The following is a 23,044-nucleotide window of genomic DNA, read 5'->3' as shown; positions in this document are numbered from 1 at the left end:
AACGGGCCCGGGAACGCTAGAATCCTGGCCTTGTAAACGTTTTCATAAGGACAGCCGGTGGCCGCCGATCGTATCGAAACCCTCATTGCCAAGATGACCGTCGAAGAAAAAGTCGGCCAGCTCGGTGTGTTCGCCGACATGGTTCGGCCGTTCGCCCCGGACGTGAACCCGGAAGCCAACGTGCTCAACGCCGACCAGGTGCTGCAGCAGGTGCGCGAGGGCAAGGTGGGGTCGCTGTTCAATGGCGTGGGCGTGGAAGCCGGCCGCCGCATCCAGCAGGTGGCGCTGGAAGAAAGCCGCCTGGGCATTCCGGTGATCCTGGCCGCCGATGTCATCCACGGCATGCGCACCGTGTTCCCGATCCCGCTGGGCGAAGCCGCCAGCTTCGAGCCGGACCTGGCCGAGCGCACCGCGCGCGCCACTGCGGTGGAAGCCACGGCGGCCGGCCTGCACTGGACCTACGCACCGGCGGTGGACATCGCCCGCGACCAGCGCTGGGGCCGCGGTGCCGAAGGTGCCGGTGAAGACGTGGTGCTGGGCTGTGCGTTCGCCGCCGCCCGCGTGCGCGGCTTCCAGGGCCCGGACCTGCGCGCCGCCGATGCGCTGCTGGCCACGCCGAAGCATTTCGCCGCCTACGGCGCGGTGATGGCCGGCATGGAATACAACATGGTCGACATCTCGCCGCAGACCCTGCGCGACGTGCACCTGCCGCCGTTCCAGGCCGCCTTCGAGGCCGGCGCGCTCACCGTGATGTCTTCGTTCAACGACATCAACGGCGTGCCGGCCAGCGCCAACGCCGAACTGCTCACCGACATCCTGCGCGGCGAGTGGAAGTTCCCGGGCGTGGTGATCTCCGATTACACCGCCGACATGGAGCTGGTGGCGCACGGCTATGCCGCCGATGACCGTGACGCCACCGCCAAGGCCTTCACCGCCGGCCTGGACCTGAGCATGCAGAGCGGCTTCTATGCCGAACACCTGCCGGGCCTGATCGAGAGTGGCGAGGTGCCGATGGCCACGCTGGACGAGTCGGTGCGCCGCATTCTGCGCCTGAAGGATGCGATCGGCCTGTTCGACGATCCCTACCGTTCGCTGGATCTGGACCGCGAAGCCTCCACCGCGCATATCGCCGAGCACGATGAACTGTCGCGCGACGCCGCGCGCCGTTCGATCGTGCTGCTCAAGAACACCGACGCGGTGCTGCCGCTGAAGAAGACCGGGCAGAAGATCGCGCTGATCGGCCCGTTCGTGCAGGACCGCGAGAACATTGAAGGGTGCTGGACCCTGTTCGGCGACAAGACCCGCTATGTGAGCCTGGAAACCGGCGTGCGCGCGGCGATCAGCGATGAAGCCCTGCTTGAAATCGTGCCGGGTTGCGATCTGGAAGCGGCCGTGCAGGACGGCATCGAGCAGGCCGTGGCTGCGGCACTGCGCGCCGATGTGGTGGTGCTGGCGCTGGGCGAACCGCAGCGTTACAGCGGTGAAGCGCAGTCGCGCGTGGAAATCACGCTGCCGCCGGCGCAGCAGGCGCTGGCCGAAGCGGTGGCCATGACCGGCAAGCCGCTGGTGGTGCTGCTGCGCAATGGTCGCGCGCTGGCACTGCAGGGCGCGGTGCGCAATGCGCAGGCCGTGGCGATCACCTGGTACCTGGGCACCCAGACCGGTCATGCCGTGGCCGATGTGCTGTTCGGCGACTACAACCCGTCCGGCCGCCTGCCGGTGAGCTTCCCGCAGGTATCGGGCCAGCAGCCGTTCTTCTACAACCACCCGCGCACCGGTCGCCCGGAACTGCCGACCATGTCCGAGTTCAAGGCGCGCTGGCGCGAGATCCCGAACGAGGCGCTGTATCCGTTCGGGCATGGCGTGGGCTACACGACCTTCGGTTATGGCGTGCCGCAGCTGAGCGCGGAGACGCTGGGCTGGGACGACACCCTGACCATCACCACCACGCTCACCAACACCGGTGCGGTGGCGGGCGAGGAAGTGGTGCAGCTGTACATCCACGACCGCGTGGCCAGCCGCGTGCGGCCGGTGCGTGAGTTGAAGGCGTTCCGCAAGGTGGCGTTGCAGCCGGGCCAGAGCACCGAGGTGCAGTTCACCCTGGACCGCCACGCGCTGGGCTTCACCGGCCGCGACGGCGTGTTCCGTGCCGAGCCGGGTCAGTTTGAGCTGTGGGTGTGTGCGTCGTCGGCGAGTGGTGAGCCGGTGATCTTCGAGTTGCTGGCGGGTTGATCCTGCGGGGGCATCGCCGCCGCCCCGAGGGTAGAGCCGACCGTTGGTCGGCTGCCCCAAACGCATCGGTCTCCGCTTGACGGCAGCCGACCAACGGTCGGCTCTACCTGTGGGTCGGCTACCGTCCCCTGTGGTGCGGATGTGGCCGTCATCGGCGGCTGACGTTTGGGCGGTTAGGCTGGCTGCCTTGCACATCGATGGAGCCAGCATGCGCGCGATCCGAATCCTGCTTCCCACCCTGTTGCTGGCCGCCTGTTCGCAGCCGGCACCGCCGGCGGCCGATGCGGCCGCCGCTGCACCCACTTCGCCGCCCACCACGACCACCACGCCCAGCGAGGACGCGCCGGCGGCCGGCATGTCGCCCGATGCGGTGGCAACGCCGGCCGAAGCGGCCGCGCAGACCGCGCCCGCCACCGCCGCACCGGATGCCAGCGCCGACAGCAGCGACGGCGACGTCCGCCAGCGCATCGAACGCCTGCTCGGCGATGCACCCCGTTATGAGGCCGTCTTCACTGCATTGCAGAAGGGCGTGGCCGCGCATGATGCCAAGGCCGTGGCGGCCCTGCCGCTGTATCCGGTGAACGTCAACGTGGGCGGCAAGAAGCGCAAGGTCGCCGATGCCGCGACATTCGAGCGCGAGTACGACCGCATCATCACCGCCGACATCGCCAGGACCATCACCGAACAGAAATTCGATGATGTGTTCGTCAACTGGCAGGGCGTGATGCTGGGCAACGGCCAGATCTGGATCAACGGGATCTGCCCGGCCAACGACTGCACCAAGGCCAAGGTCGGCATCGTCACCGTGCAGGATTGACCGGTGCGTAATTGACCGGTGCGTACCGACCGTTGGTCGGTACGCCTTAGACGGGGCACTGCCCCTGCCCGGGTAGGGGCCGACCGTTGGTCGGTACGCCTCGACGGTGCATCGCCCAAACTCCTGTAGGTACCCACCGTTGGTCGGTACGCGTCGATCCCGCAGGTACGCCCTCAGCTCACCCCTTCGGGGTGAGCTTCAACAACCGCCCGTTCTTCCCGTCTTCCAGCAGCCAGATCGCGCCATCCGGACCCTGTTCCACTTCGCGGATGCGCTCGCCCATGTCGAAACGCTCGGCTTCGCGCGCGTTGTCGCCATCGAAGGCCACCCGCACCAGTGACTTGGACGACAGCCCGCCGATGAAGCCGCTGCCCTTCCACTGCGGGAACTGCGTGCCGTTGTAGATGATGAAACCGGCCGGCGAAATCACCGGCGTCCAGGTCACCTTGGGCGCGGCGAATTCCGGGCGGGTGCTGTGGTCGGGAATGTCGCGGCCGTCGTAATGGTTGCCGTTGGACACGATCGGGTAGCCGTAGTTGGCGCCCCGCTCGATCAGGTTGAGCTCGTCGCCACCGGCCGGGCCCATTTCATGCACCCACAGCTTGCCGCGCGCATCGAAGGCGATGCCCAGCGCATTGCGGTGGCCCAGCGACCAGACCTGCGCGGCCACGCCGCCCTGGGAGGCGAACGGGTTGTCGGCCGGCACGCTGCCGTCGTCATTCAGGCGCACGATCTTGCCGAGGTTGCCGCCCATGTCCTGGGCCGGATCGAACTTCTGGCGTTCGCTGGAGGTGATCCACAACTTGCCGTCCGGGCCGAACGCCAGCCGGTGGCCGTAATGACCGCCGCCTTCCACCTTCGGGGTCTGGCGCCAGATCACCTTGAAGTCCTGCAGCGTGCCGCTGCCATCGGCGGCCAGCACCAGGCGGGCGCGGCCCACGGCGGCGCCGCGGGTGTCGCCTTCGCCGGCCTCGGCATAGCTCACATACACCAGCTGGTTCTTGGCAAAGCCCGGGTGCGGCAGCACGTCGCCGAAGCCGCCCTGGCCGGCATAGGCCACCTTGGGCACGCCGCTGATGGCGGCGCGTTTGCCGGTTTTCAGGTCCACATGCTGCAGGGTGCCGGCCTTTTCACTGACCAGCAGGCTGCCATCGGGCAGGAAGCTCATCGCCCACGGTTCGTTGAAGGTGCCGGCGTCGGTGGCGGCGAAGGGCCACTGGGCCTTCTTCAGGACCGGGGCGGCCGCCTTGTCAGCCGCCACGCAGGCGGTGGCGAACAGGGGCAGGGTAAGGGTGACGGCGAGCGAGAGCAGCAGCTTGCGGGTCATGGGGTATCTCCGGGTGGGGATGCGATGGCCAGCCATGGTTGTACAGCATGTCCATCAACGCGGCGTGCACCATACGTCATCCCCCGTAGGCGCGCGGGCCGTGATCGGCTACCGTTGGCGCGGGCTGCCCGTGGGGCGGCGCGTGCGGCTTGCCGCCATCAAATGGAGTTGGATCACATGAAACAACAGGTGCACAAGCCGTCCCCGGCCTTCATTGCCGCCTCGTGGGCAGCGCTGCTGCTGGGCGCGGCGGCCTATCTGGTTGGTCTGTTCAACGCCGAGATGGCGCTCAACGAGAAGGGCTATTACCTCACCCTGCTGTTGTTCGGCCTGTTTGCGGCAGTGTCGCTGCAAAAGAGCGTGCGCGACCGCGTGGAGGACATTCCGGTCAGCGGCCTGTATTACGCGCTGTGCTGGTTCGCCCTGCTGGCCTCGCTGCTGTTGCTGCTGGTGGGCCTGTGGAACGCCACGCTGCTGCTCAGCGAAAAGGGCTTCTACGGCATGGCCTTCGCCCTGAGCCTGTTCGGCGCGGTGGCGGTGCAGAAGAACACCCGCGACCTGATGGCCGCGGGTGGCAATGTGCGCGAGATCCCACCGCTGCCCAGCGGCGACTAAGCGCTGGCGGGTGCCGCGCGCTGCCTCAGGTGCCGCGCGGCACACCCTTGTCCAGGTGCGACTGGTGCAGGGCGGTGGATTCATCCCAGCCACGGCGCACCGCGTTGCGCGCCTGTTCCCAGGTGAGCTTGCTCTTGCCACGCTCCTGCGCCCAACGCGTTTCCAGTTCGGCTTCCACCTGCTCGTAGGCGCGGATCATCTCGTCGGCGCGGGAGTAGTGGCCCAGCTGGTAGGCCGGCTCGTAATCGTCGTAGAACTGGCTGTTGTCGTAGTACGGCTCGCTCGGGAAGCGTTCGCGCCAATAGTCCGATACCGCCTGGCGCGGCACGCCGTCTTCCGGCACCCGGCCGGGAATCTGGTAGTCAGTAGGCATGTGGTGGCTCCGGTTGGGTGAGGGTCCAACTTACCCAGACGCCGGTTAACGCCGTGGGCCGACGAGGTGAATGACACATCAAGCGTCATCCACCGCGTGGCTGCGGTTCAGGCCGGTCGGTCCTTGCGCGGCAGTTGGTAGATCACCGCGCCCACCACGAACGCGATGCCGGCTGCCGCGATGTTCTGCCAGCTGGCGCTTACGAACAGCGCTACGCAAAGCACCAGCGCCAACACCGGAATCACCGGGCCGCCGGGCAACTTCAACGCGCCGGGGCGGTCGCGGAAACGACGCGCCAGCACCAGCACCGCCGCGGCCGTGCCGATATAGGCGAACAGGCGCGTGGTCATCGACAGCAGCGCCAACTGCACGAACGAACCCGACAGCGCCAGCGCCAGCGCGATCACGCCCTGGGTCACGATGGCCGCCGCCGGCGTGCGGAAGCGCGGGTGCACGTTGGCCAGCACCTTCGGCCCGTAGCCATCGCGGGCCAGGGCGAACAGGAAGCGCGGGCCCATCATCATGGTGTTGCTGTTGGTGCCCAGGATGGAAATGGTGGCGCCCACGGTGAGGATCAGCGCCAGCGCCTCGCCGCCAAAGCGGGAGGCCGCGTCGGCCAGCGGCGTGGGCGAGGCGGCCAGGTTGGCCAGCGTGCCCTGCGCCACCAGCTGCACCGCGCCGTAGATGACGGTGACGCTGACGATCATGGTGATCAGTGCGAACGGAATATCGCGGCGTGGGTTCTTGTACTCGCCCGCGGCAGCCGGGATGTTCTCGAAGCCGGCATAGGCGTACAGCAGCAGCAACGCCGCCTCGCCCATGCGCTGCAGGTCGTGCGGGTCCGGGCGGACCCCGGAGAAGGCCAGATCCATGTCGACGTAGAACGCGCCGATCGCCACGAACAGCAGTAACGGCAGCAGCTTGCCGATCACCAGGATCACCCCGGTGCGCGCAGCCGAGCGCACCCCGGCCACGTTGACGGCGGTGAGGAAGCCCAGCGATACCACGATGATCAGCACGCGGCCTAGATCATGCCCGGCCCATGGCCAGAACCGCGCCACCGCGTCGGCCAGCGCGTTGCTGAGCGCGGCGGCCGAGCTGATCCGGGTGAGCCAGATCATCCAGCCGATCTCGAACCCGGCAAACCGTCCGAATGCCTCGCGGGCATACAGGTAGCTGCCACCGGGCTCGTCGAAGTAGCTGGCCGCCTGCGCGTAGCACAGCACCAGCAGCGCCACCACGATGCCGGCGGCGACCACGCCCCACAGGCTGAAGGGCCCGAGCAGGGCGACGGTGGCGGCGGGCAGCAGGTAGATGCCGCTGCCGATCACATCGTTGATTGACAGCCCGACGATCTGCCAGCGGCTGACCGCGCGTTCCAGTTGGGGATCGGCCGGGGCGCTCATGGCGTGTTTTCCAGTGCCGCCGGCAGGTTCCAGTCGTGCTGCATCTGCTGGTACTGCGCGCGCGGCAGCAGCACGAACAGCGGCCGCTTGGCCGGATCCAGCCAGGCGAGCAGGTGCTGCATATGTTCGGGCTGCATGGCGGTGCAGCCTGCGGTGGCCTCACCGGGCGTGCGCCACAGGTGGGCGAAGATGCAGCTGCCGCGGCGGGCTTCGCCCTTCGGGTTGTGCTCGATCACAAAGCCCTCGCGATAGCGCACATCCCCCTTGTTGTGCAGGTCCAGGCGCATCGGCTCGGTGGAGCCTTCCACTGCATCGTTACCCACCACCTCTGCATCCACGATGCGGTTGTAGTACGGCGAATCGGGCACGTCCATGCAGTAACTGCTGGCCAGCATCGGCTGGTACGGCAGGGCGGTGGTGACCGTCGGGGCGTAGCCGAAGGCCGGGCCGATGTTGAAGAAGCCGGCCGGGCTGCGGCCATCGCCTTCCTTCTTTACCGGGTCGCCGGGCTTCACCGGATCACCGGGCTGGTGCGGGGCCACGCCTTGCGCTGGCACCACGCCCACGCCCCAGGCGCTGCCGTTGCGGCCCACCGCCACCTCGAATGCGCCGCCCTGTGGCGCCCACCCCTGCGGGGTGCGCGTATAGGCCTGCAGCCGGCCATGGGTGGCATCCCAGCCGTCGGTGACGACCACGATCATCTGGTGGTGGTCCTGCAAGGGTCCCACCGCCGGGGTGAGCGCGGCGGCGGGCAGGGCGCTGGCGACCAGCACGACGGCGAAGACGGATCGGAACAACGGCAGCATCGTGGCGGACTCCAGAAGATCAGGTGTCGATCAGGTGTTCGATCCGTTCCAGGTTCACCCCGAGCTGGCGGTGGCGGTCCGGGTTGGCGTGGCACAGCAGCACGAAGACGAAATCCAGCAGGGACTGCAATGAGGCACGGTACAGCAGCTGGGCCAGGTGTGGTGCCGGGTCGTGCGCGCACAGCACCAGGGACGCATCGGCGTGCGCGCGCAGCGGGTTGGCGCTGTGCCGGGTGATCGACACCACCTTGCCGCCCACGTCCTGGAACTGGCGCGACAGCTGGAACAGCTGCGGCAGCTTGCCGAACTCGGAAAACACCAGCATCACGTCGTTGGCGCGCGCCGCCGACAGGTTGGCCATCATCAGGATCGGGTCGGCGTGGTGCACGGTGAGCATGCCCAGCAGCGACAGCCGCATCGCGAACTCGCGCGCATACAGGCCATCGTCGCCCAGGCCGTAGACGAACACCTTGGGCGCGGCGTCGATCAGCTGCACGATGGCCTCGACGTCGGCCTGCGGGTTGGCCACCCGGGTCTCTTCCTCGGCGGCGGCCTTGCTCAGGCGCAGGCGCTCGGCGAGGCTGGTGTAGGCGTTGCTGTCGGCGGCGGCAGGCGCCTGGGCCTGGGTGCCGTTGCCGGCGCGGGCCACCGCTTCGCCGATGGAGTACTTCAGGTCCGGGTAGCCCTTGAAGCCCAGCTTCTGGCTGAACTTGACCACGCTGGACTGGCTGATCCCCAGCGCGCTGGCCAGCTGCTGGGACGAGTAGTCGCGCAGCAGGTGGGCGTTGTCGAGAATGAAGTCGGCGATGCGGCGTTCTATCGCCGACATGTGGTCACGCTCGGAGCGGATTTTCACCAGAGGGGGCATGGGTGGGGCATCAGGTCCGGAAAGGAGAGAATACGCAAAGCACCGGGTAGAGCCGACCGTTGGTCGGCTACGCACACCGGAATCGCGCGAACAGCAGCCACCCATGGGGTGGCTCTACCCGCAGGTGGTGCAGGCAGCCTCACCACCGCGGCGGCGTAATCATCTCCAGCCCCCGCACCTCGGTGATGCCCAGCCCCGGCGCGTCGCTGATGGTGATCTCCGATTCGTTGAAATTCACCCCGCCGCTGACCGGGTTGAACTGCCCCAGCGACGGTCCGTCCAGGTCCACCTTGGTGATCACATCGCTCTTGGCCACCGCCAGGTGCACGGCCGCCGCCACGCTGATGCTCGACTCGATCATGCAGCCGATCATGCACGGTACCCCGTAGATGGCGGCGATGTCGGCGATGCGGATCGCGTTGGACAGCCCGCCGGTCTTCATCAGCTTGATGTTGATGATGTCCGCGGCGCGCTGCTGGATCAGGTCCACCACCTGGCCGGGGTTGAACACGCTCTCATCGGCCATCACCGGTGTGTTGACCCGGTCGGTGACGTACTTCATCCCGCTGATGTCGGCGGCCTTCACCGGCTGTTCCAGCAGCTCCAGCACGACCCCGGCTTCTTCCAGCGTTCGCATCGCGTGCACCGCCTGCTTGGCGGTCCAGCCCTGGTTGGCGTCCAGGCGCAGCAACGCACGCCCCTGCACGGCGGCGTGGATCGCCTTGACCCGTTCGATGTCCAGCCCGATGTCCTTGCCCACCTTGATCTTCAGCGACTCGAAACCGCGTTCGATCGCCGAGAGCGAATCGGCCACCATCTTGTCGATGTAGTCCACGCTGATGGTGATGTCGGTGGTGATCACCGGGTCGCCACCGCCCAGCATCTGGTACAGCGGCGCCTTGTGCAGCTGCGCCCACAGGTCGTACACCGCGATCTCCACCGCCGCCTTGGCGCTGGTATTGCGCTCCATCGCGCCCTGGATCAGCGCGCACACATGGTTGAGGTTGGCCACGTCCTGGCCGATCAGGCGCGGCTTGATGAAGCTGTTGATGGCCTCGACGATCGAGCCGTGGGTATCACCGGTGATCACCGCGGTGGCCGGCGCTTCGCCGTAGCCGGTATGGCCGCTGTCGGTGCGCACCAGCACCACCACGTCTTCCACCGTGTCCACGGTGCGCAGCGCGGTCTTGAACGGGGTCTTCAACGGCACGCGCAGCATGCCAAGTTCGATATCGGTGATCTTCATTCAGGAGTCTGGGCTCGAAGGCGCTGGATGTTGGTGATGCGGTCGATGTAGCGCACGGTGTCGCTGGCCATCATCGGCTCCAGCGGGGTCACCGACACACCGTTGAGGTGTGCCTGCACGCGGGTGCCGTCTGCGCCGAACCAGCTGCCGCCGGCGGTGTCGTGGATCACCCAGGTGCGGCCGTCCACATGGCCGATGGCGACCATGACGTGGCCGGGGATATAGACCAGGTCGCCCACCTGCAGCTGGTTCACCGCGGTGGTGCGCCGGGCGCTGCCGTCCTTGCCGGTGAAGGCGATGCGGTCCAGTGCCGGGCTCACCGCCTGCGCGCTGGTGTTGCGCGGCATCAGCACGCCCATGCTGCGGTAGATCTCCGACACGAAGCCGCTGCAGTCGCGGGTGTCGTAGTCGTGGCCCCAGCCGTAGCGCTCGCCGAGGAACTTGAAGGCCTGGGTGAGCAGGGTGCGCGGGGTCAGCGGCAGGTAGTCGGCCGCACTGTCCTGCGAGCGCGGCAGCAGCGCCGGTACCAGCGCCAGGCGACCATCGTCATTGCGCACCGGCAGCTGCAGCACGTAACCGGCGTGCGCCTGCTGGCCGTTCACCGGCGTGCCCGGCGGCCAGTCGGCCAGCACCGGCAGGCGCACGCCCATGTCCAGCTGCAGGCGCGACACGCGCGGTTCTTCCGGCGTGTAGGCGGTGAAGGCGGTCGCGCCGGTGATCACCCGGTAGGGCCCGCGCTGGCCGTAGCCGAGTACCGTGGCCGCATCGCCGATGCCGACGAAGCGTTTCTCGATCCACGCCGCATAGCGCTCGCTGGTGACGAACAGCCATTGGCCATCGGCGCTTTCATGCATCACCGCCACCGCGTCGCCGGGGAACAGCGCCGATTCCTGGAAGCGGTCGATGTCGGTGTCGCCCTGGGTGGTGAACACCCGCAGCGAAGTGGGGAAGGCGCGCAGTGCGGCGCGATGGGTGACCAGGCCGTACTGCAGCGCGCGTTGTGCGGGAATGGCCGCCAGCGCCAGGTTGTCCAGGCTGGCGCTGCGCTGCGCAGCACCGAGCTGCTTGCCATCCACGCCGTACAGGGTTTTCTCCGGCCACTTCGACAGTGCCTGCACCGCGGCCAGTACCTGTGCGCGCGGCAGCTGTGGGGGCAGCGCGCGCAGGTCGTGGATGGAGGCATCTTCGGCACGCATGCGCGCGTTCTGCGCCTCGATCTGGGCGCGGTCCAGGATCACCGCATCGGCATTGGGCAGGCGGGCGGCCCAGTACTGCGGGGTGAGGTAGGCCTCATGCAGGTCCACCACATACGGCAGCGGCGCGCCCGGGTCGGGGGCGCCGGGCGCGCTGCCGTCGGCAGCCCATGCCGGCGCGCTGGCCACGGCCAGCAACAGCGCCAGCACGCGTTTCGCGGTGGCGCGCCAGAGGGCAGGGCGGAAACGGGTCATGGCGGCACTGTCCTCGGTGGGCAGGTTGGCGGGTGCAGCGCGGGTCATGCCGCCCACTCCGTGGCCACATCGGCTTCATAGCGCGCCGGCAGCGAAGGCGCCGCGCGGTAGTGGGTGCCCATGCGAACGTAGGCGTGCGCGCGCCAGGGGAACTGCGCGATGGCGGTCGCAATGGTGGCTTCCAGCGCCGCCAGGTCGGCCCAGGTGGTACCGCAGCTGCCGCAGCCCCATACCGGCGGGTGCAGCGTATCGACCCAGCAGGCATCGCCGGTGCAGGCGCGTTCCGGACAGGGCAGGGAGGGCGTGGGGTCGGCCGGGCGCGCGGCGCTGGGCTGGGTGGGGTCCACGGCGGTGCCGTGGTAGCAGTGCGGGCAGTCCAGCATCACCAAGCGCATGCCCTTGGCGCGGCAGGTATCGAACAGCACGGCCTGCGCCCCGGTCGGCACGAAACCGGCCTGGCAATGGTCGCAGCGCAGCTCTGGATGATTCATGGGGCACGTCCTCCAGCGGCGGCGGGTGTCATGGAATACTTATTCCTTTCGCTGTGGAATGCAAGAATAAATTATTGACCGGCGTCACGGCCCGTGTTACACAGCCCTTACCACCCGCGCTGGGGAAGTGTCGCTGTGGATCGTGCCGTTCGCAAACCGCTTGTGCCTGTTGCCGCCAGCCTGCTGGTGGCGGCGCTGCTGTCGGTGCCGTCGGCCCAGGCCGGGCGCGCCGACACCGGCACGGCAGACGACGCGGCAGAGCGCGCGCGTGTCGCCGATCTCATCGATGCCGGGTACTTCGCCCGCGCCGAGCAGCGCATCGCCACGCACGGCAGCACGCCGCCAGCGGCCTACGACGAACACACATTGGCCTTCCAGCGCGAGCGCATGCGGCGGATCCGGCTGGATTTCAGCCTGGACACCGCCGCGGCCAAAGACGCCGTGCGGCGTTCGATTCCGGACCTGCGCGACGACGAGTTCGAGCGCTGGGACCGGCAGGGGCTGTTGGAGCACCTGGACATCGACGGTACCCGGTTCTACTTCAAGCGCGCGCCGTCCAATCTGTTCCGGCTGAGCGATGAAGCACGTGCGCGCCGCCGTGCCGACGCACCGCTACCCAGCGACGGTCCGTTCGAACACCTCACCCCGTACCACGCCAACGTGGTGGAGGCGGCCACGGCATCGGGGCAATCGTCGGTGCTGCCGCAGCGGGTGGAAGTCACCCAGTCGCTGACGGTGAAGGCCGATGCGGTGCCCGCCGGCACCACGCTGCGCGCGTGGATTCCGTACCCGCGCGCCATCGCCGGCCAGCAGGAACAGATCCAGTGGCGCGGCAGCACGCCCGGCCTGGCGCGCATTGCCCCGGCCAGCGCGCTGCAACGCACGGCCTACCTGGAAGGCACCGCCGTGGCCGGGCAGCCCACCCGGTTCGAAATCCGCTACGCGCTCACCGTGCAGGCCCGGCACACCCGCATCGACCCGACCGTGGTGCGGCCCACGCCCACCGACGCGGCGCTGGCCCCGTACCTGGCCGAACAGCCACCGCACGTGCGCTTCACCCCGGCCCTGCGGCTGTTCTCCGACCAGGTGCTGCAAGGCGAAACCCGTCCCTACGAGGTGGCCCGCCGGCTGTTCGATGCGGTCGACCGCATTCCGTGGGCCGGCGCGCGCGAGTATTCCACCCTGACCAACATCAGCGACTACGCGCTGCACGCCGGCCACGCCGACTGCGGCCAGCAGACCCTGCTGCTGATCACCCTGCTGCGCATGAACGGCATTCCCGCGCGCTGGCAGTCGGGCATGGTCTACGCCGACGACGCGGTGGGCTACACCAACCTGCACGACTGGGGCGCGCTGTACCTGGCCCCGTATGGCTGGGTGCCGATGGATGTCACCACCGGCCGCCTGGACAGCCCGCAGCCGGCGCTGCGCGACTTCTACTTCGGCGGGCTTGATGCCTACCGCATCGCCTTCAACGACGCCGTCAGCCAGCCGCTGGTCCCGGCCAAGCGCTTCCCGCGCTCGGACACCGTGGATTCGCAGCGCGGCGAGGTCGAGTGGGACGGCGGCAACCTGTACTTCGATCAATGGAACTACGACTTCCAGTCGCACATCGTGCCACTGGCGGTGAAGCGGTAAACGGCACCATCCACGATTCCATATCTGCAGGAGAGAGCAGGGAATGAACACGAACAGGTTGAAGCGGGCGGCGCTGTGCGTCGCGTTGGGGGCGTGCCTGGGCACGTTGGCGCCGGTGGCGATGGCGCAGGACGGCGCGGTGGTGGGCAAGCTGCTCACCGACCCGGGCCAACGCCTGGACAACGCCACGGTGACGGTGCGCAACCCGTCCACCGGCTTTGTGCGCTCGGTACGCGCCGAGGCCAATGGCAGTTACCGCATTCCGCTGCTGCCGGTGGGCACGTACGAGCTGGAGGTAGCCGTTGCCGGTGGCGCGCCCACCCGCGTGGGCCAGATCAACGTGGGTCTGGGCAGCGCCACCACGGTCAACGTACCGGTGAGTGGTGTGAGCACGCTGGGGGCGGTGGAAGTGCGCGCGCCGCAGGTGGTGTCGATGGTGGATGTGAAGTCCACCGAGTCAGCCACCAACATCACCCGCGAAGAACTGTCGCGGCTGCCGGTGGACCGTGACATCACCGCCGTCGCGCTGCTAGCGCCCGGCGCGGTCAAGGGCAAGGGGTCGCTGGGCGGGCAGGGCATTTCCTTCGGCGGCTCGTCGGTGGCCGAGAACACCGTCTACATCAACGGCCTGAACGTCACCGACTTCTACAACCGGGTGGGCTTCTCGTCGGTGCCGTTCGGCTTCTACCAGGAATTCCAGGTCAAGACCGGCGGCTACTCGGTGGAGTTCGGGCGCAGCACCGGCGGCGTGATCAACGCGGTGACCCGCTCGGGCAGCAACGACTTCCAAGCCGGTGCGCAGCTGGTATTCGAACCGCGCGCCTGGCAGTCGCAGGCACGCGACCGCTACACCGCCGATGGCAGCCGCTATATCACCGCCAGCCGCGACGACTACAGCCGCAGCGCACTCAACGTGTTCGCTTCCGGCGCGCTGGTGCAGGACAAGCTGTTCTTCTTCGGCATGTACGAAGCGCGCGACTACACGCCCCATTCCACCAACGACGCCGGCACCGTGTTCAACGCCGGCAAGGCCGACGACCCGTTCTGGGGCGGCAAGCTGGACTGGCAGATCACCGACAACCAGATGCTGTCGCTGTTCGGCTTCTCCGACAAAAGCGACACCATCACCGACGTGTACCGCTACGATTACGCCAGTGGCCGCGCCGTGGGTGACAGCACCAACCAGATCTACAACACCGTGGGCGGCAAGAACTGGTCGGGCACCTACAGCTGGCAGGTCAACAACGACCTGACCATGAAGCTGATGTACGGCGAGAACAAGCGCAACCGCTCGCAAAGCAGCCTGATGGACCAGAACTGCAACCGCGTGTTCGACAACCGCACCGCCAGCCAGGGTGTACCCACCGCGCTGCAGGGCGACCGCAGCTGCACCAGCAGCTCGCAGCTGGAATCGGCGCTGGATACCCGCAAGGCCGCGCGTGCGGATTTTGAATGGTCCATCGGCGACCACCTGCTGCGCTTCGGCCTGGACCGCGAAGAGAACACCTCCGACTACGAACGCGCCTACCCCGGCCCGGGCGGGTTGCGCTACGACGTGTACTACCGCACTCCGGGCAGCTCGCTCAACGGCGGCGTCGTGCCGGCCAGCGGGCTGGTGGCGCGCACCCGCCGCTATGAAGTGGCCGGTTCGTTCGAGACCATCAACTCGGCCTACTACCTGGAAGACAACTGGCAGGTCACCCCGAACGTCCTGCTGAACATCGGCGCGCGCGTGGAGGGGTTCGACAACAAGGGCGGCGACGGCAACAGCTACATCAAGATCGACAACATGATCGCCCCGCGCCTGGGCTTCTCCTGGGACATGCGCGGCGACGGCACCACCAAGCTGTTCGGCAACCTGGGGCGCTACTTCCTGCCCGTGGCCAACGTGATCAACATCAAGCAGGCCGGCGGCTTCCTGGACGAGCGCACCTGGTATGAATTCCTCGGCTATTCCGGCGCGGCCAACAACGTACCCGGGTTGGGTGGGCAGATCGGCCCGGTGGACAACTCGCAGGGTGACGGCAGCGTGCCCGACCTGCGCGCGGAGGTGAACCGCGAGATGGACCCGGTGTACCAGGATGAAGCGATCCTAGGCTTCCAGCACATGCTGAGCGAATCGTGGTCGCTGGCCGCCAGCGTCACCTACCGCCGCCTGCACAACGCCATCGACGACATGAACATCACCGCCACCGGCCAGTGCGGCGCCATCGACGGTGTGTGGATCATGGGCAACCCCGGCCGCACCAACACCGTGTGGGGCGACAGCAACTGCGACGGCAGCAACGATGCCTGGATCGACATCGACACCTCGCGCGAAGGCTGGGCGCTGTACGACGATGACGGCAACTACGTGGGCCAGCGCGGCTGGGTCAAGCCCAAGCGCGACTACAAGGCGCTGGAACTGCAGGTGGACCGCGCCTGGGACGGCACCTGGGGCTTCAATGCGTCCTATACGCTGGCTTATGGGCGCGGCAATGCCGAAGGCCCGGTCAACTCCGACACCGACTTCGCCGATTCCGGGCGTACCGAGAACTTCGACAACCCGTGGGTGAACTACCGCGGCTACGGCTACCTGGCCAACGACCGCCGCCATCAGTTCAAGTTCCGCGGCAGCTACGCGCTGACCGAGAACCTCACCGTGGCCGCCACCCTGGGCATCCAGTCGGGCAGCCCGATCACCCGCTTCGGCGCCGGCAACCCGTTCGACGACACCGACTTCCACAGCTATTACGTGTGCGTGTCCAACTGCCAGGCCACCGTGCCGTCCGAACGGGTGTTCGTGCATTCCCCGCGCGGTGGCGATGGGCGCACGCCGTGGACCTACGACCTGGACATGAGCATTGCCTACAAGGTGCCGGTGCCGCAGGACATCAACCTGAAGCTGGCCGTGTACAACGTGCTCAACCAGCAGCGCATCGTGTCGGTGGACCAGGACTACGAACCACAGGACAGCATCGGTACGCTGAACCCGATGTACGGCTACGGCACCGGGTTCCAGTCGCCGCGCTATGCGCAGCTCACGGTGACCTGGAACTACTGATGGGATGACCGCGATGACGCTGCACCGGTGGCGTGCGCTGTTGGTGGCGCTGGCTGTTTCAGCCAGCGCCACTGCAGCGCCCGCACCGCCCTTCCAGCCGATGTTCGACCAGGCCCGGCAGCACTACGCGCTGCCGGGCCTGGCCATGGCCGTGGTGGAAGACGGGCAGGTGGTCTACCAGCACACCGCCGGCGAGCGCCGCATCGGCACGGGTGAGGCCATCGATGAGAACACGCTGTTCAAGATCGCCTCCAACAGCAAGGCGATGACCGCCGCGCTGCTGGCACGGCTGGTCGACCGCGGTGCGTTGCGCTGGGACGACCCGGTAATTCGATACCTGCCGCAGTTCCGCATGCACGATCCGTGGGTCACCGAGCACATGCAGGTGCGCGACCTGCTCATCCATAACAGCGGCCTGGGGCTGGGCGCCGGTGACCTGATGCTGTGGCCCGAACCCAATGCCTTCACCCGGCAGGACATCATCGCCGGGCTGGCACATCTGAAACCGGTCACCAGCTTCCGCAGTGGCTACGCCTACGACAACCTGATGTACGTGGTGGCCGGGGAGGTTGCCGCGCGCGCGGGCGGCAAGCCGTACGACCAGTTGCTGCGCGAGGAGGTATTCGTGCCGCTGGGCATGCAGCGCTGCCAGGTGGGGGCGTGGTCGGTGGCGGCGGTGGGCAACGTGGCCCAGCCGCACGCACGCCGCGATGGCCGCAACGTGGTGACCCAGCCCGATGCCGACACCAGCTCGGACCTGGCGTCCATGGCCGCCGGCGGCATCCGCTGCAGCCTCAGGGACATGACCCGCTGGATGCAGGTGCTGCTGGACCCGGCGCAGGTGCCGGGCTGGCTCAGCGATGGGCAGCGCCGCGCGCTGTGGACCGCGCACATGCCGATGCCGATCAGTGCGCGCCAGCGCCAGTGGGACAACGCGCACTTCGCTGCGTATGGCTACGGCTGGCGCCTGTCGGACCTGGACGGCCAGTGGAAGGTGGCCCACACCGGCACGCTGTCGGGCATGTATTCCTCGCTGGCGCTGCTGCCGGACCGGCGCGTGGGCGTGGTGGTGTTGATCAACGGCGATGCCGAAGATGCCCGCACCGCGCTGATGCAGGCCGCGCTGCGGCACTACACCGCGCCCGATGACAGCAAGGGCGTGCTGGATTACGCGCGCCTGCTGCACGACGAGCAGCAACAACGCCGGGACAGCGGCCACGTGCGCCCGGACACGCGTGCGCGCACACCGGCCAGTCTGCAGGCCACGGCCGCCTGGCAGGGCCGCTACCGCGACCCGTGGCTGGGGCCGGCGCGTGTGTGCCCGCACAATGGCCGGCTGCGTTTCCAGGTGGAGAAGTCGCCCCAGCTGCAGGGCACGGTGATGCAGCTGGGCGCGCGCTGGCTGGTGCAGTGGGATACGCTCGGGGCCGATGCCGAGCCCTGGCTGCAACTGCAGCCGGGCACGCCGCCCACGCTCGCACTGCGCGCCATCGACCCGGATATCGACTTCAGCTATGACTACCAGGACCTGCAGTTCACCCGCATCGGCGATTGTCCGTAGCGCCTTGCTGATGCTGGCCGTCATCGGCGGTGCGCAGGCGCAGCCGGTACAGGTATCCCCCGCGCGCACCGTCGAGCAGGCCGGGCTGGTCGACCTTGCCCGCCTGGTGCCCGACATCGCACTGGACATCCGCTACGCCGGCAGCAACAACTTCACCGCCCACCCCGTGCCCGGCTACGACGCGCCCAAGTGTCTGCTGCTGGCGCCAGCGGCTACCGCACTGGCCGCGGTGGAAGCCGATCTGCGGGCCGAGGGTTACCGGTTGCGCGTGTTCGACTGCTACCGCCCGGCGCAGTCGGTCACTGCATTCGTGGCCTGGGCCCACGACCCGGCCGAACAGTCGCGCAAGGCACTGCAGTACCCCGACCTGGACAAGCCGGCGCTGCTGGGCGGCTACATCGCCGAGACCTCCGGCCACAGCCGCGCCGCCACCGTCGACCTGACCCTGCTCGATTGCCGCACCGGCCCCTGCAGTGCGCTGGACATGGGCACCGACTTCGACTTCTTCGGCCCGCGTGCGCATACCGACGCGGCAGACATCAGCGCCCTCCAGCGCGGCAACCGGCAGCGGCTGGTGCAGGCGATGGCCCGGCACGGCTTTGCCAACTACCCGCTGGAGTGGTGGCACTACACCCTCAGCCCCGAGCCGGACCCGCACACCGCCTACGACGTGCCGGTGCGCTGAACGCCGGGGGCGCGGGCCACGCCGCTACACTGTGGCCTGACCTGCCGCCCGGACCACGATGAACCTGCCGCTGCACTTTGGATTGCTCGGAACCCTGGAAGCGGGGCTGATCGCGCTGCTGGTCGGCCTGCTGGTATACGCGCTGTGGCACCGCCTGTGCCGCGCGCTGGGCTGGACCGCCGGGCACGCCATCGGCTGGGCCTGCGTGATCGCGGTGGTGGTATCGGCCGGCATCGATGCGTGGAAGCTGTTCTACATGGGCATGATGCGCTTGGAGTCGCCGCTGTACGCGCGGTTGTTCCTGGCCGGCATCCACGATCCCAACGAACTGGGCTCACGGGTGGTGCTGGAAGTGGCCGGCGCCCTCGGCGGCGTTGCACTGGGCTGGATGATATTCAGTTCGCGCTCAGGCGAAAAAAGCGCCAGCGAAGGCTGACTTTCCGTTTGCATCCGGTTAAATCCGCGCCGGTTGAATGCTCTGCTTACTACCTGCTCACCTGCACATAACCTGTGCGGTAAACGACGCGCGTGGGCACGTGGTTAAGACCGCGTGCGCAGGCCGGTTGCGACGCAAAGTTGATTCACAAACGGGGTGGCAGTGTGGGGCCGTGCGGAAACACACCGAACCGTGCAACACCCCAATAGCAGGAGACCACCCAATGACTATTCGCAACCGCAAGCCCCTGATCGCCCTGATCGTCGCCGCAGGCAGTGTGCTGGCCATTCCGGCGATGGCCCAATCCGCGCAGCAGAGCGCCGCGCAGGCACAGAACCAGGCCGCGCAGGCCCAGCAGGCAGCGGCGCAGGCCGGCCAGGCGGCAGATTCGGCCGCCGGCGCCGCCGCGCAGGCGTCGCAGCAGGCCAGTGGTGGTGGCCAGACGTGGGCCAGTGTGGATACCGACGGCAACGGCACCATCAGCAAGCCCGAAGCACAGGTCAATGCGGGTCTGGCCCAGGTGTTCGACCAGGCCGACAGCAACAAGGACGGCGAGCTTTCGCCGGACGAATACAAGGCGTACGTGGCGGCCCAGCAGGGCAAGGCCGCCAGTGGCAGCGGCGCACAGCCGGGCAACTGATCCGCGTGCAGCATGCAGTGCACTGAGCGCAAGGGCTGAACACCGCTGGACACCGGTGAACAGCAATGAGGGGTTGGGCGGCTTCGGCCGCCCTTCTTTTATGATGGACAGCATGGATCATCCCGGCCGCCGGCCTCCCTTCGACGTCTACCTGCCCGTTCCGGGCGAACCGCCGCCGCAACGGGTGTCGCACCTGGCGCCCGGCGAAGTGGTGGTGGTGACCGGTGCCTCGCCGGGCGGCTGCGCCGAATCGATCGCCTTTGACGACCACGGCCCGCGCTCGGCCAACGCGGCCCTGCAACAGGTGCTGGGGGAGCTCAACACCCGCGGCCTGCCGTTCCAGTACCAGCCGCATGACCCCGAAGGCCCGGCCGCGCTCATGGCGTGGTGGCAGGAGACCGGGCAATTGGCCAGCAGCTACCGCCAATTCAGCTGGCAGGGCCCGGGCCAGTGGCTGCTCACCCGCATCGAGCTGCCGCAGCTTGGCGTGCTGGGCTGGGAGGGCCCGCGGCCGTTCGGCCAGTGAGCCGATGATGTCATTGGGCTGGCGCGGCGCTGTTGCTATCCTTGCCCGATGATGACCTCCTCGCCCGCGCCCACCGGCGCCATCGGCCTGGTCGGTTTTGACGGTGACGACACGCTGTGGAAGAGCGAAGACTATTACCGCAAGGCCGAGCAGGATTACCTCGACATCCTGTCGCGCTACATCGACGTGCACGACACCCAGACCGCACGCCACCTGCTGGAAGTGCAGCAGCGCAATCTCGGTGTGTTTGGCTACGGGGTGAAGGGCATGACCCTGTCGATGGTCGAGGCGGCCATCGAGATCACCCAGCAGATGATCACCGCGCGCGACCTGCAGCAGATCCTGGACATCGGCCACGACACCCTGCGCCACCCGGTCGAGCTGATCGACGGCGTGCGTGAGTCGGTGACCGAGATCGCGCGGGACTACCCGGTGGTGCTGATCACCAAGGGCGACCTGTTCCACCAGGAGGCCAAGATCAAGCTGGCCAACCTGCGCGACCTGTTCCCGCGCATCGAGATCGTGTCCGAGAAAGACCCGGAAACCTACGCGCGCGTGCTGGAAGAATTCGATCTGCCGATCGAGCGCTTCTGCATGGTCGGCAACTCGCTGCGCTCGGACATCGAGCCGGTGATCACCCTGGGCGGCTGGGGCATCCACACCCCGTACGCGGTGACCTGGGCGCATGAAACCCAGCACGGCGTGGCCGACGACGAGCCGCGCATGGTCGACGCCCCGACCGCCTTCGACTGGCCGCAGGCCCTGCGCGCCATCGAAGCCAAGGCAGCGCAGGCCTGACCGGCATGCAGCGCTGCGGCGGTGTCGTCCCATGACCCTGCGCACGGTGCTGGTGCTGCTGGTGCTGATGCTGCCGTGGGCGGCATCGGCGCAGCAGACCGCGGAGAAGTCCGAAGCCTATGTGGTCGACACCGGCGATGCCTGGGTGGACGCCCAGCTGCAGGACATCAACCACTACGCCGAACGCTACCCGGACAGTTTCCTGGACGAGGTGGCGCGTTATGCCGGCGTATCGCGCGGCTACATCACCGCGCTGATGTACACCCACGGCTGGCAGGCCGGTGACATCTACTTCGCCTGTTTCTGGGCACATGCCATCGAGCGCGGGTGCCGCGACAGCGTGCAGGCCTGGAGCCGTGCGGTGCCGGAAGAGGGGCAGCCCAAGCGCTGGGAGGACGTGGTGGCCGCGCTGCCGGTCACGCCGACCAACCTGCACTGGCGCGCGCTGCGCCACGCCATCGTGGCCAGCCACGACCATTGGGACCGCCCGATCAAGCTTGACGCCACCCTGCAGCGCCAGCTCGGCGACCGTGCCCAGCGCCAGCGTGCGGCGAGCAACCCCACGCCCTCAGGGCGCTGAGTTTCTGCGCAGCCACCCACGGGGTGGCTCTACCCGGTGACCCTTTGCTGCTGTGCAGATCGCGGTAACCCCCGCGCTCGGCGACAATGCGCGATTGCTGCACCTCCCCGTGATCCGTTGCCGAGTACGTAATGAGCGCCGACCGTTTCGTTTCACCCGACGATATCCGCAGCCTGTTCGCCCAGGCCATGTCCACCATGTACCGCACCGAGGTGCCGCTGTACGGCACGCTGGTGGACCTGGTGGCCGAGATCAACGATGCCGTGCTCACCGCCAACCCGGCACTGGCCGAGCAGCTGGACCGCACCGACGAACGCACCCGCCTGGACCAGGAGCGCCACGGCGCCATCCGCGTGGGCACCGCCGAGGAGCTGGCCACGCTGGGCCGCCTGTTCGCGGTGATGGGCATGCACCCGGTGGGTTATTACGACCTGTCGGTGGCCGGCGTGCCGGTGCACTCTACTGCGTTCCGCCCGCGCACCGCCAAGGCGCTGGCGCACAACCCGTTCCGGGTGTTCACCTCGCTGCTGCGGCTGGAGTTGATCGAAGACGCCGCGCTGCGTGACGAATCGGCGCGCATCCTGGCCCGGCGCCGCATCTTCACCGACACCGCGCTGGCCCTGATCGACCAGGCCGAGCGCGACGGTGGCCTCGGCCAGGAAGACGCCCGCCGCTTCGTCATCGAATCGTTGGAGACGTTCCGCTGGCACGGTGATGCCACGGTGTCGCTGGCCACCTACCACGCGCTGCACGACGCGCACCGCCTGATTGCCGACGTGGTCAGCTTCCGTGGCCCGCACATCAACCACCTCACCCCACGCACGCTGGACATCGACGCCGCCCAGGCCGCCATGCTCGCGCGCGGCATCGACGCCAAGGCCGTGGTTGAAGGCCCGCCGCCGCGCCGCTGCCCGATCCTGCTGCGCCAGACCAGCTTCAAGGCGCTGCAGGAAACGGTGCATTTCCCGTCTGGCGAGGCGGCCGATGCCGGCACCCATACCGCGCGGTTCGGCGAGATCGAACAGCGTGGCCTGGCACTGACGCCCAAGGGCCGCGCGCTGTATGACCAGCTGCTGGCCCAGGCACGTGACAGTGGCGGCGCCGGCAGCACCGGGCAGGATTACCCGACCCGCCTGGCCGCCGCGTTCACCGCGTTCCCGGACGACCACGCCACCCTGCGCCGCGAGGGCCTGGGCTACTACCGCTACGCCCTCACCGACGCCGGCCGCGCCGATCCGGCCGCCATCGGCGACCTGCCGGCCGAGGCCCTGATCGCCGCCGGTCTGGCCAGCGCCGACCCGATCGTCTACGAGGATTTCCTGCCGGTCAGTGCCGCGGGCATCTTCCAGTCGAACCTGGGCGGTGAAGAGCAGCGCGCGTATGCCGCCCACGCCAACCGTGAGGCATTCGAGCAGGCGCTGGGCATGCAGGTGGAAGACGAATTTGCGATCTACGACCGCCTGCAGGCCGAATCGCTGGCGACGTTGCGCAACGCGTAATAGCCGGGT

At 68.1% G+C, this 23,044-nt stretch carries 21 protein-coding genes; 13 read left to right on the top strand and 8 right to left on the bottom strand.

Annotated features, from left to right (window positions below):
- Positions 1-57 precede the first annotated feature (57 nt).
- Together bglX and AC1DCJ_RS04790 are read left to right on the top strand one after the other, a co-directional pair.
- Positions 58-2,232, top strand: a complete 2,175-nt coding sequence (bglX, locus tag AC1DCJ_RS04795) for a beta-glucosidase BglX (RefSeq protein ID WP_038690888.1) — start codon at positions 58-60, stop codon at positions 2,230-2,232.
- 208 nt (positions 2,233-2,440) lie between these two features.
- Positions 2,441-3,049, top strand: coding sequence for a hypothetical protein (locus AC1DCJ_RS04790; RefSeq protein ID WP_478070255.1), 609 nt, complete (start codon positions 2,441-2,443; stop codon positions 3,047-3,049).
- A 178-nt stretch (positions 3,050-3,227) separates the two neighbouring features.
- Here the strand turns inward: AC1DCJ_RS04790 and AC1DCJ_RS04785 are convergent, their stop codons facing one another.
- Positions 3,228-4,376 carry a PQQ-dependent sugar dehydrogenase gene (locus tag AC1DCJ_RS04785; protein ID WP_137191242.1) on the bottom strand — a complete coding sequence of 383 codons (1,149 nt, stop codon included), beginning with the start codon at positions 4,374-4,376 and terminating at the stop codon, positions 3,228-3,230.
- A gap of 177 nt (positions 4,377-4,553) precedes the next feature.
- Between AC1DCJ_RS04785 and yiaA the strand changes: the two genes are divergently transcribed.
- Positions 4,554-4,991 carry an inner membrane protein YiaA gene (gene yiaA / locus AC1DCJ_RS04780; RefSeq protein WP_038690881.1) on the top strand — a complete coding sequence of 146 codons (438 nt, stop codon included), beginning with the start codon at positions 4,554-4,556 and terminating at the stop codon, positions 4,989-4,991.
- Between the two features lie 25 nt (positions 4,992-5,016).
- On the opposite strand, the gene AC1DCJ_RS04775 is transcribed toward yiaA, so the two are convergent.
- The 7 genes from AC1DCJ_RS04775 to AC1DCJ_RS04745 form a co-directional block, all read right to left on the bottom strand.
- Positions 5,017-5,364: a hypothetical protein gene (locus AC1DCJ_RS04775; RefSeq protein WP_038690880.1), complete on the bottom strand. Its 348-nt coding sequence runs from the start codon at positions 5,362-5,364 to the stop codon at positions 5,017-5,019.
- Between the two features lie 107 nt (positions 5,365-5,471).
- Complete coding sequence (locus tag AC1DCJ_RS04770) at positions 5,472-6,770, bottom strand: APC family permease (RefSeq protein WP_038690877.1); 1,299 nt, start codon at positions 6,768-6,770, stop codon at positions 5,472-5,474.
- On the bottom strand, positions 6,767-7,576 hold the full coding sequence (locus tag AC1DCJ_RS04765; protein WP_137191241.1) for a L,D-transpeptidase family protein: 810 nt from the start codon (positions 7,574-7,576) through the stop codon (positions 6,767-6,769). Before AC1DCJ_RS04765 ends, AC1DCJ_RS04770 begins: the two co-directional genes overlap by 4 nt.
- Before the next feature lie 19 nt (positions 7,577-7,595).
- Positions 7,596-8,444 (bottom strand): MurR/RpiR family transcriptional regulator, encoded by an 849-nt coding sequence (locus AC1DCJ_RS04760; protein WP_038690872.1) that lies wholly within the window; start codon positions 8,442-8,444, stop codon positions 7,596-7,598.
- 139 nt (positions 8,445-8,583) lie between these two features.
- The gene (locus AC1DCJ_RS04755) at positions 8,584-9,690 is read right to left on the bottom strand and encodes a dipeptide epimerase (RefSeq protein ID WP_038690871.1); all 1,107 of its coding nucleotides are present in this window, start codon (positions 9,688-9,690) and stop codon (positions 8,584-8,586) included.
- Positions 9,687-11,138: a C40 family peptidase gene (locus AC1DCJ_RS04750; RefSeq protein ID WP_478070271.1), complete on the bottom strand. Its 1,452-nt coding sequence runs from the start codon at positions 11,136-11,138 to the stop codon at positions 9,687-9,689. Before AC1DCJ_RS04750 ends, AC1DCJ_RS04755 begins: the two co-directional genes overlap by 4 nt.
- A gap of 44 nt (positions 11,139-11,182) precedes the next feature.
- Positions 11,183-11,629 (bottom strand): hypothetical protein, encoded by a 447-nt coding sequence (locus AC1DCJ_RS04745; RefSeq protein ID WP_478070254.1) that lies wholly within the window; start codon positions 11,627-11,629, stop codon positions 11,183-11,185.
- A gap of 135 nt (positions 11,630-11,764) precedes the next feature.
- On the opposite strand from AC1DCJ_RS04745, the gene AC1DCJ_RS04740 reads away from it, so the two are divergent.
- The 10 genes from AC1DCJ_RS04740 (at position 11,765) to hglS (ending at position 23,035) form a co-directional block, all read left to right on the top strand.
- Entirely contained in the window at positions 11,765-13,267 is a 1,503-nt protein-coding gene (locus AC1DCJ_RS04740) for a transglutaminase-like domain-containing protein (protein ID WP_478070253.1), read from the top strand.
- Between the two features lie 43 nt (positions 13,268-13,310).
- The gene (locus AC1DCJ_RS04735; protein WP_478070252.1) at positions 13,311-16,310 is read left to right on the top strand and encodes a TonB-dependent receptor; all 3,000 of its coding nucleotides are present in this window, start codon (positions 13,311-13,313) and stop codon (positions 16,308-16,310) included.
- 4 nt (positions 16,311-16,314) lie between these two features.
- Complete coding sequence (locus AC1DCJ_RS04730; RefSeq protein WP_478070251.1) at positions 16,315-17,871, top strand: serine hydrolase; 1,557 nt, start codon at positions 16,315-16,317, stop codon at positions 17,869-17,871.
- Positions 17,872-17,881: 10 nt separating this feature from the next.
- On the top strand, positions 17,882-18,556 hold the full coding sequence (locus AC1DCJ_RS04725; protein ID WP_478070250.1) for a M15 family metallopeptidase: 675 nt from the start codon (positions 17,882-17,884) through the stop codon (positions 18,554-18,556).
- Between the two features lie 58 nt (positions 18,557-18,614).
- Positions 18,615-18,992 carry a hypothetical protein gene (locus tag AC1DCJ_RS04720; protein ID WP_137191235.1) on the top strand — a complete coding sequence of 126 codons (378 nt, stop codon included), beginning with the start codon at positions 18,615-18,617 and terminating at the stop codon, positions 18,990-18,992.
- A gap of 223 nt (positions 18,993-19,215) precedes the next feature.
- Entirely contained in the window at positions 19,216-19,632 is a 417-nt protein-coding gene (locus tag AC1DCJ_RS04715) for an EF-hand domain-containing protein (protein ID WP_128098195.1), read from the top strand.
- A gap of 112 nt (positions 19,633-19,744) precedes the next feature.
- Positions 19,745-20,158 carry a hypothetical protein gene (locus AC1DCJ_RS04710; protein ID WP_478070249.1) on the top strand — a complete coding sequence of 138 codons (414 nt, stop codon included), beginning with the start codon at positions 19,745-19,747 and terminating at the stop codon, positions 20,156-20,158.
- A gap of 48 nt (positions 20,159-20,206) precedes the next feature.
- Entirely contained in the window at positions 20,207-20,956 is a 750-nt protein-coding gene (locus AC1DCJ_RS04705; protein WP_128098193.1) for an HAD family hydrolase, read from the top strand.
- Between the two features lie 31 nt (positions 20,957-20,987).
- Complete coding sequence (locus AC1DCJ_RS04700) at positions 20,988-21,536, top strand: hypothetical protein (protein WP_478070248.1); 549 nt, start codon at positions 20,988-20,990, stop codon at positions 21,534-21,536.
- Positions 21,537-21,667: 131 nt separating this feature from the next.
- On the top strand, positions 21,668-23,035 hold the full coding sequence (gene hglS / locus AC1DCJ_RS04695; protein WP_478070247.1) for a 2-oxoadipate dioxygenase/decarboxylase HglS: 1,368 nt from the start codon (positions 21,668-21,670) through the stop codon (positions 23,033-23,035).
- Positions 23,036-23,044: the final 9 nt, after the last annotated feature.

This window comes from Stenotrophomonas sp. 10N36, assembly GCF_056395005.1.
Note: the sequence above shows the minus strand (reverse complement) of the source record. Positions and strands in the feature narration are given on the sequence as shown.

Coding starts and splice junctions, on each gene's coding strand:
- AC1DCJ_RS04730 (WP_478070251.1), top strand. CDS start 16,315: ATGACCGCGATGACGCTGCACCGGTGGCGTGCGCTGTTGGTGGCGCTG.
- AC1DCJ_RS04705 (WP_128098193.1), top strand. CDS start 20,207: ATGATGACCTCCTCGCCCGCGCCCACCGGCGCCATCGGCCTGGTCGGT.
- hglS (WP_478070247.1), top strand. CDS start 21,668: ATGAGCGCCGACCGTTTCGTTTCACCCGACGATATCCGCAGCCTGTTC.
- AC1DCJ_RS04745 (WP_478070254.1), bottom strand. CDS start 11,629: ATGAATCATCCAGAGCTGCGCTGCGACCATTGCCAGGCCGGTTTCGTG.
- AC1DCJ_RS04720 (WP_137191235.1), top strand. CDS start 18,615: ATGAACCTGCCGCTGCACTTTGGATTGCTCGGAACCCTGGAAGCGGGG.
- AC1DCJ_RS04725 (WP_478070250.1), top strand. CDS start 17,882: ATGCTGGCCGTCATCGGCGGTGCGCAGGCGCAGCCGGTACAGGTATCC.
- AC1DCJ_RS04770 (WP_038690877.1), bottom strand. CDS start 6,770: ATGAGCGCCCCGGCCGATCCCCAACTGGAACGCGCGGTCAGCCGCTGG.
- AC1DCJ_RS04775 (WP_038690880.1), bottom strand. CDS start 5,364: ATGCCTACTGACTACCAGATTCCCGGCCGGGTGCCGGAAGACGGCGTG.
- yiaA (WP_038690881.1), top strand. CDS start 4,554: ATGAAACAACAGGTGCACAAGCCGTCCCCGGCCTTCATTGCCGCCTCG.
- AC1DCJ_RS04790 (WP_478070255.1), top strand. CDS start 2,441: ATGCGCGCGATCCGAATCCTGCTTCCCACCCTGTTGCTGGCCGCCTGT.
- AC1DCJ_RS04785 (WP_137191242.1), bottom strand. CDS start 4,376: ATGACCCGCAAGCTGCTGCTCTCGCTCGCCGTCACCCTTACCCTGCCC.
- AC1DCJ_RS04715 (WP_128098195.1), top strand. CDS start 19,216: ATGACTATTCGCAACCGCAAGCCCCTGATCGCCCTGATCGTCGCCGCA.
- AC1DCJ_RS04700 (WP_478070248.1), top strand. CDS start 20,988: ATGACCCTGCGCACGGTGCTGGTGCTGCTGGTGCTGATGCTGCCGTGG.
- AC1DCJ_RS04750 (WP_478070271.1), bottom strand. CDS start 11,138: ATGACCCGTTTCCGCCCTGCCCTCTGGCGCGCCACCGCGAAACGCGTG.
- AC1DCJ_RS04760 (WP_038690872.1), bottom strand. CDS start 8,444: ATGCCCCCTCTGGTGAAAATCCGCTCCGAGCGTGACCACATGTCGGCG.
- AC1DCJ_RS04755 (WP_038690871.1), bottom strand. CDS start 9,690: ATGAAGATCACCGATATCGAACTTGGCATGCTGCGCGTGCCGTTGAAG.
- AC1DCJ_RS04735 (WP_478070252.1), top strand. CDS start 13,311: ATGAACACGAACAGGTTGAAGCGGGCGGCGCTGTGCGTCGCGTTGGGG.
- AC1DCJ_RS04765 (WP_137191241.1), bottom strand. CDS start 7,576: ATGCTGCCGTTGTTCCGATCCGTCTTCGCCGTCGTGCTGGTCGCCAGC.
- AC1DCJ_RS04710 (WP_478070249.1), top strand. CDS start 19,745: ATGGATCATCCCGGCCGCCGGCCTCCCTTCGACGTCTACCTGCCCGTT.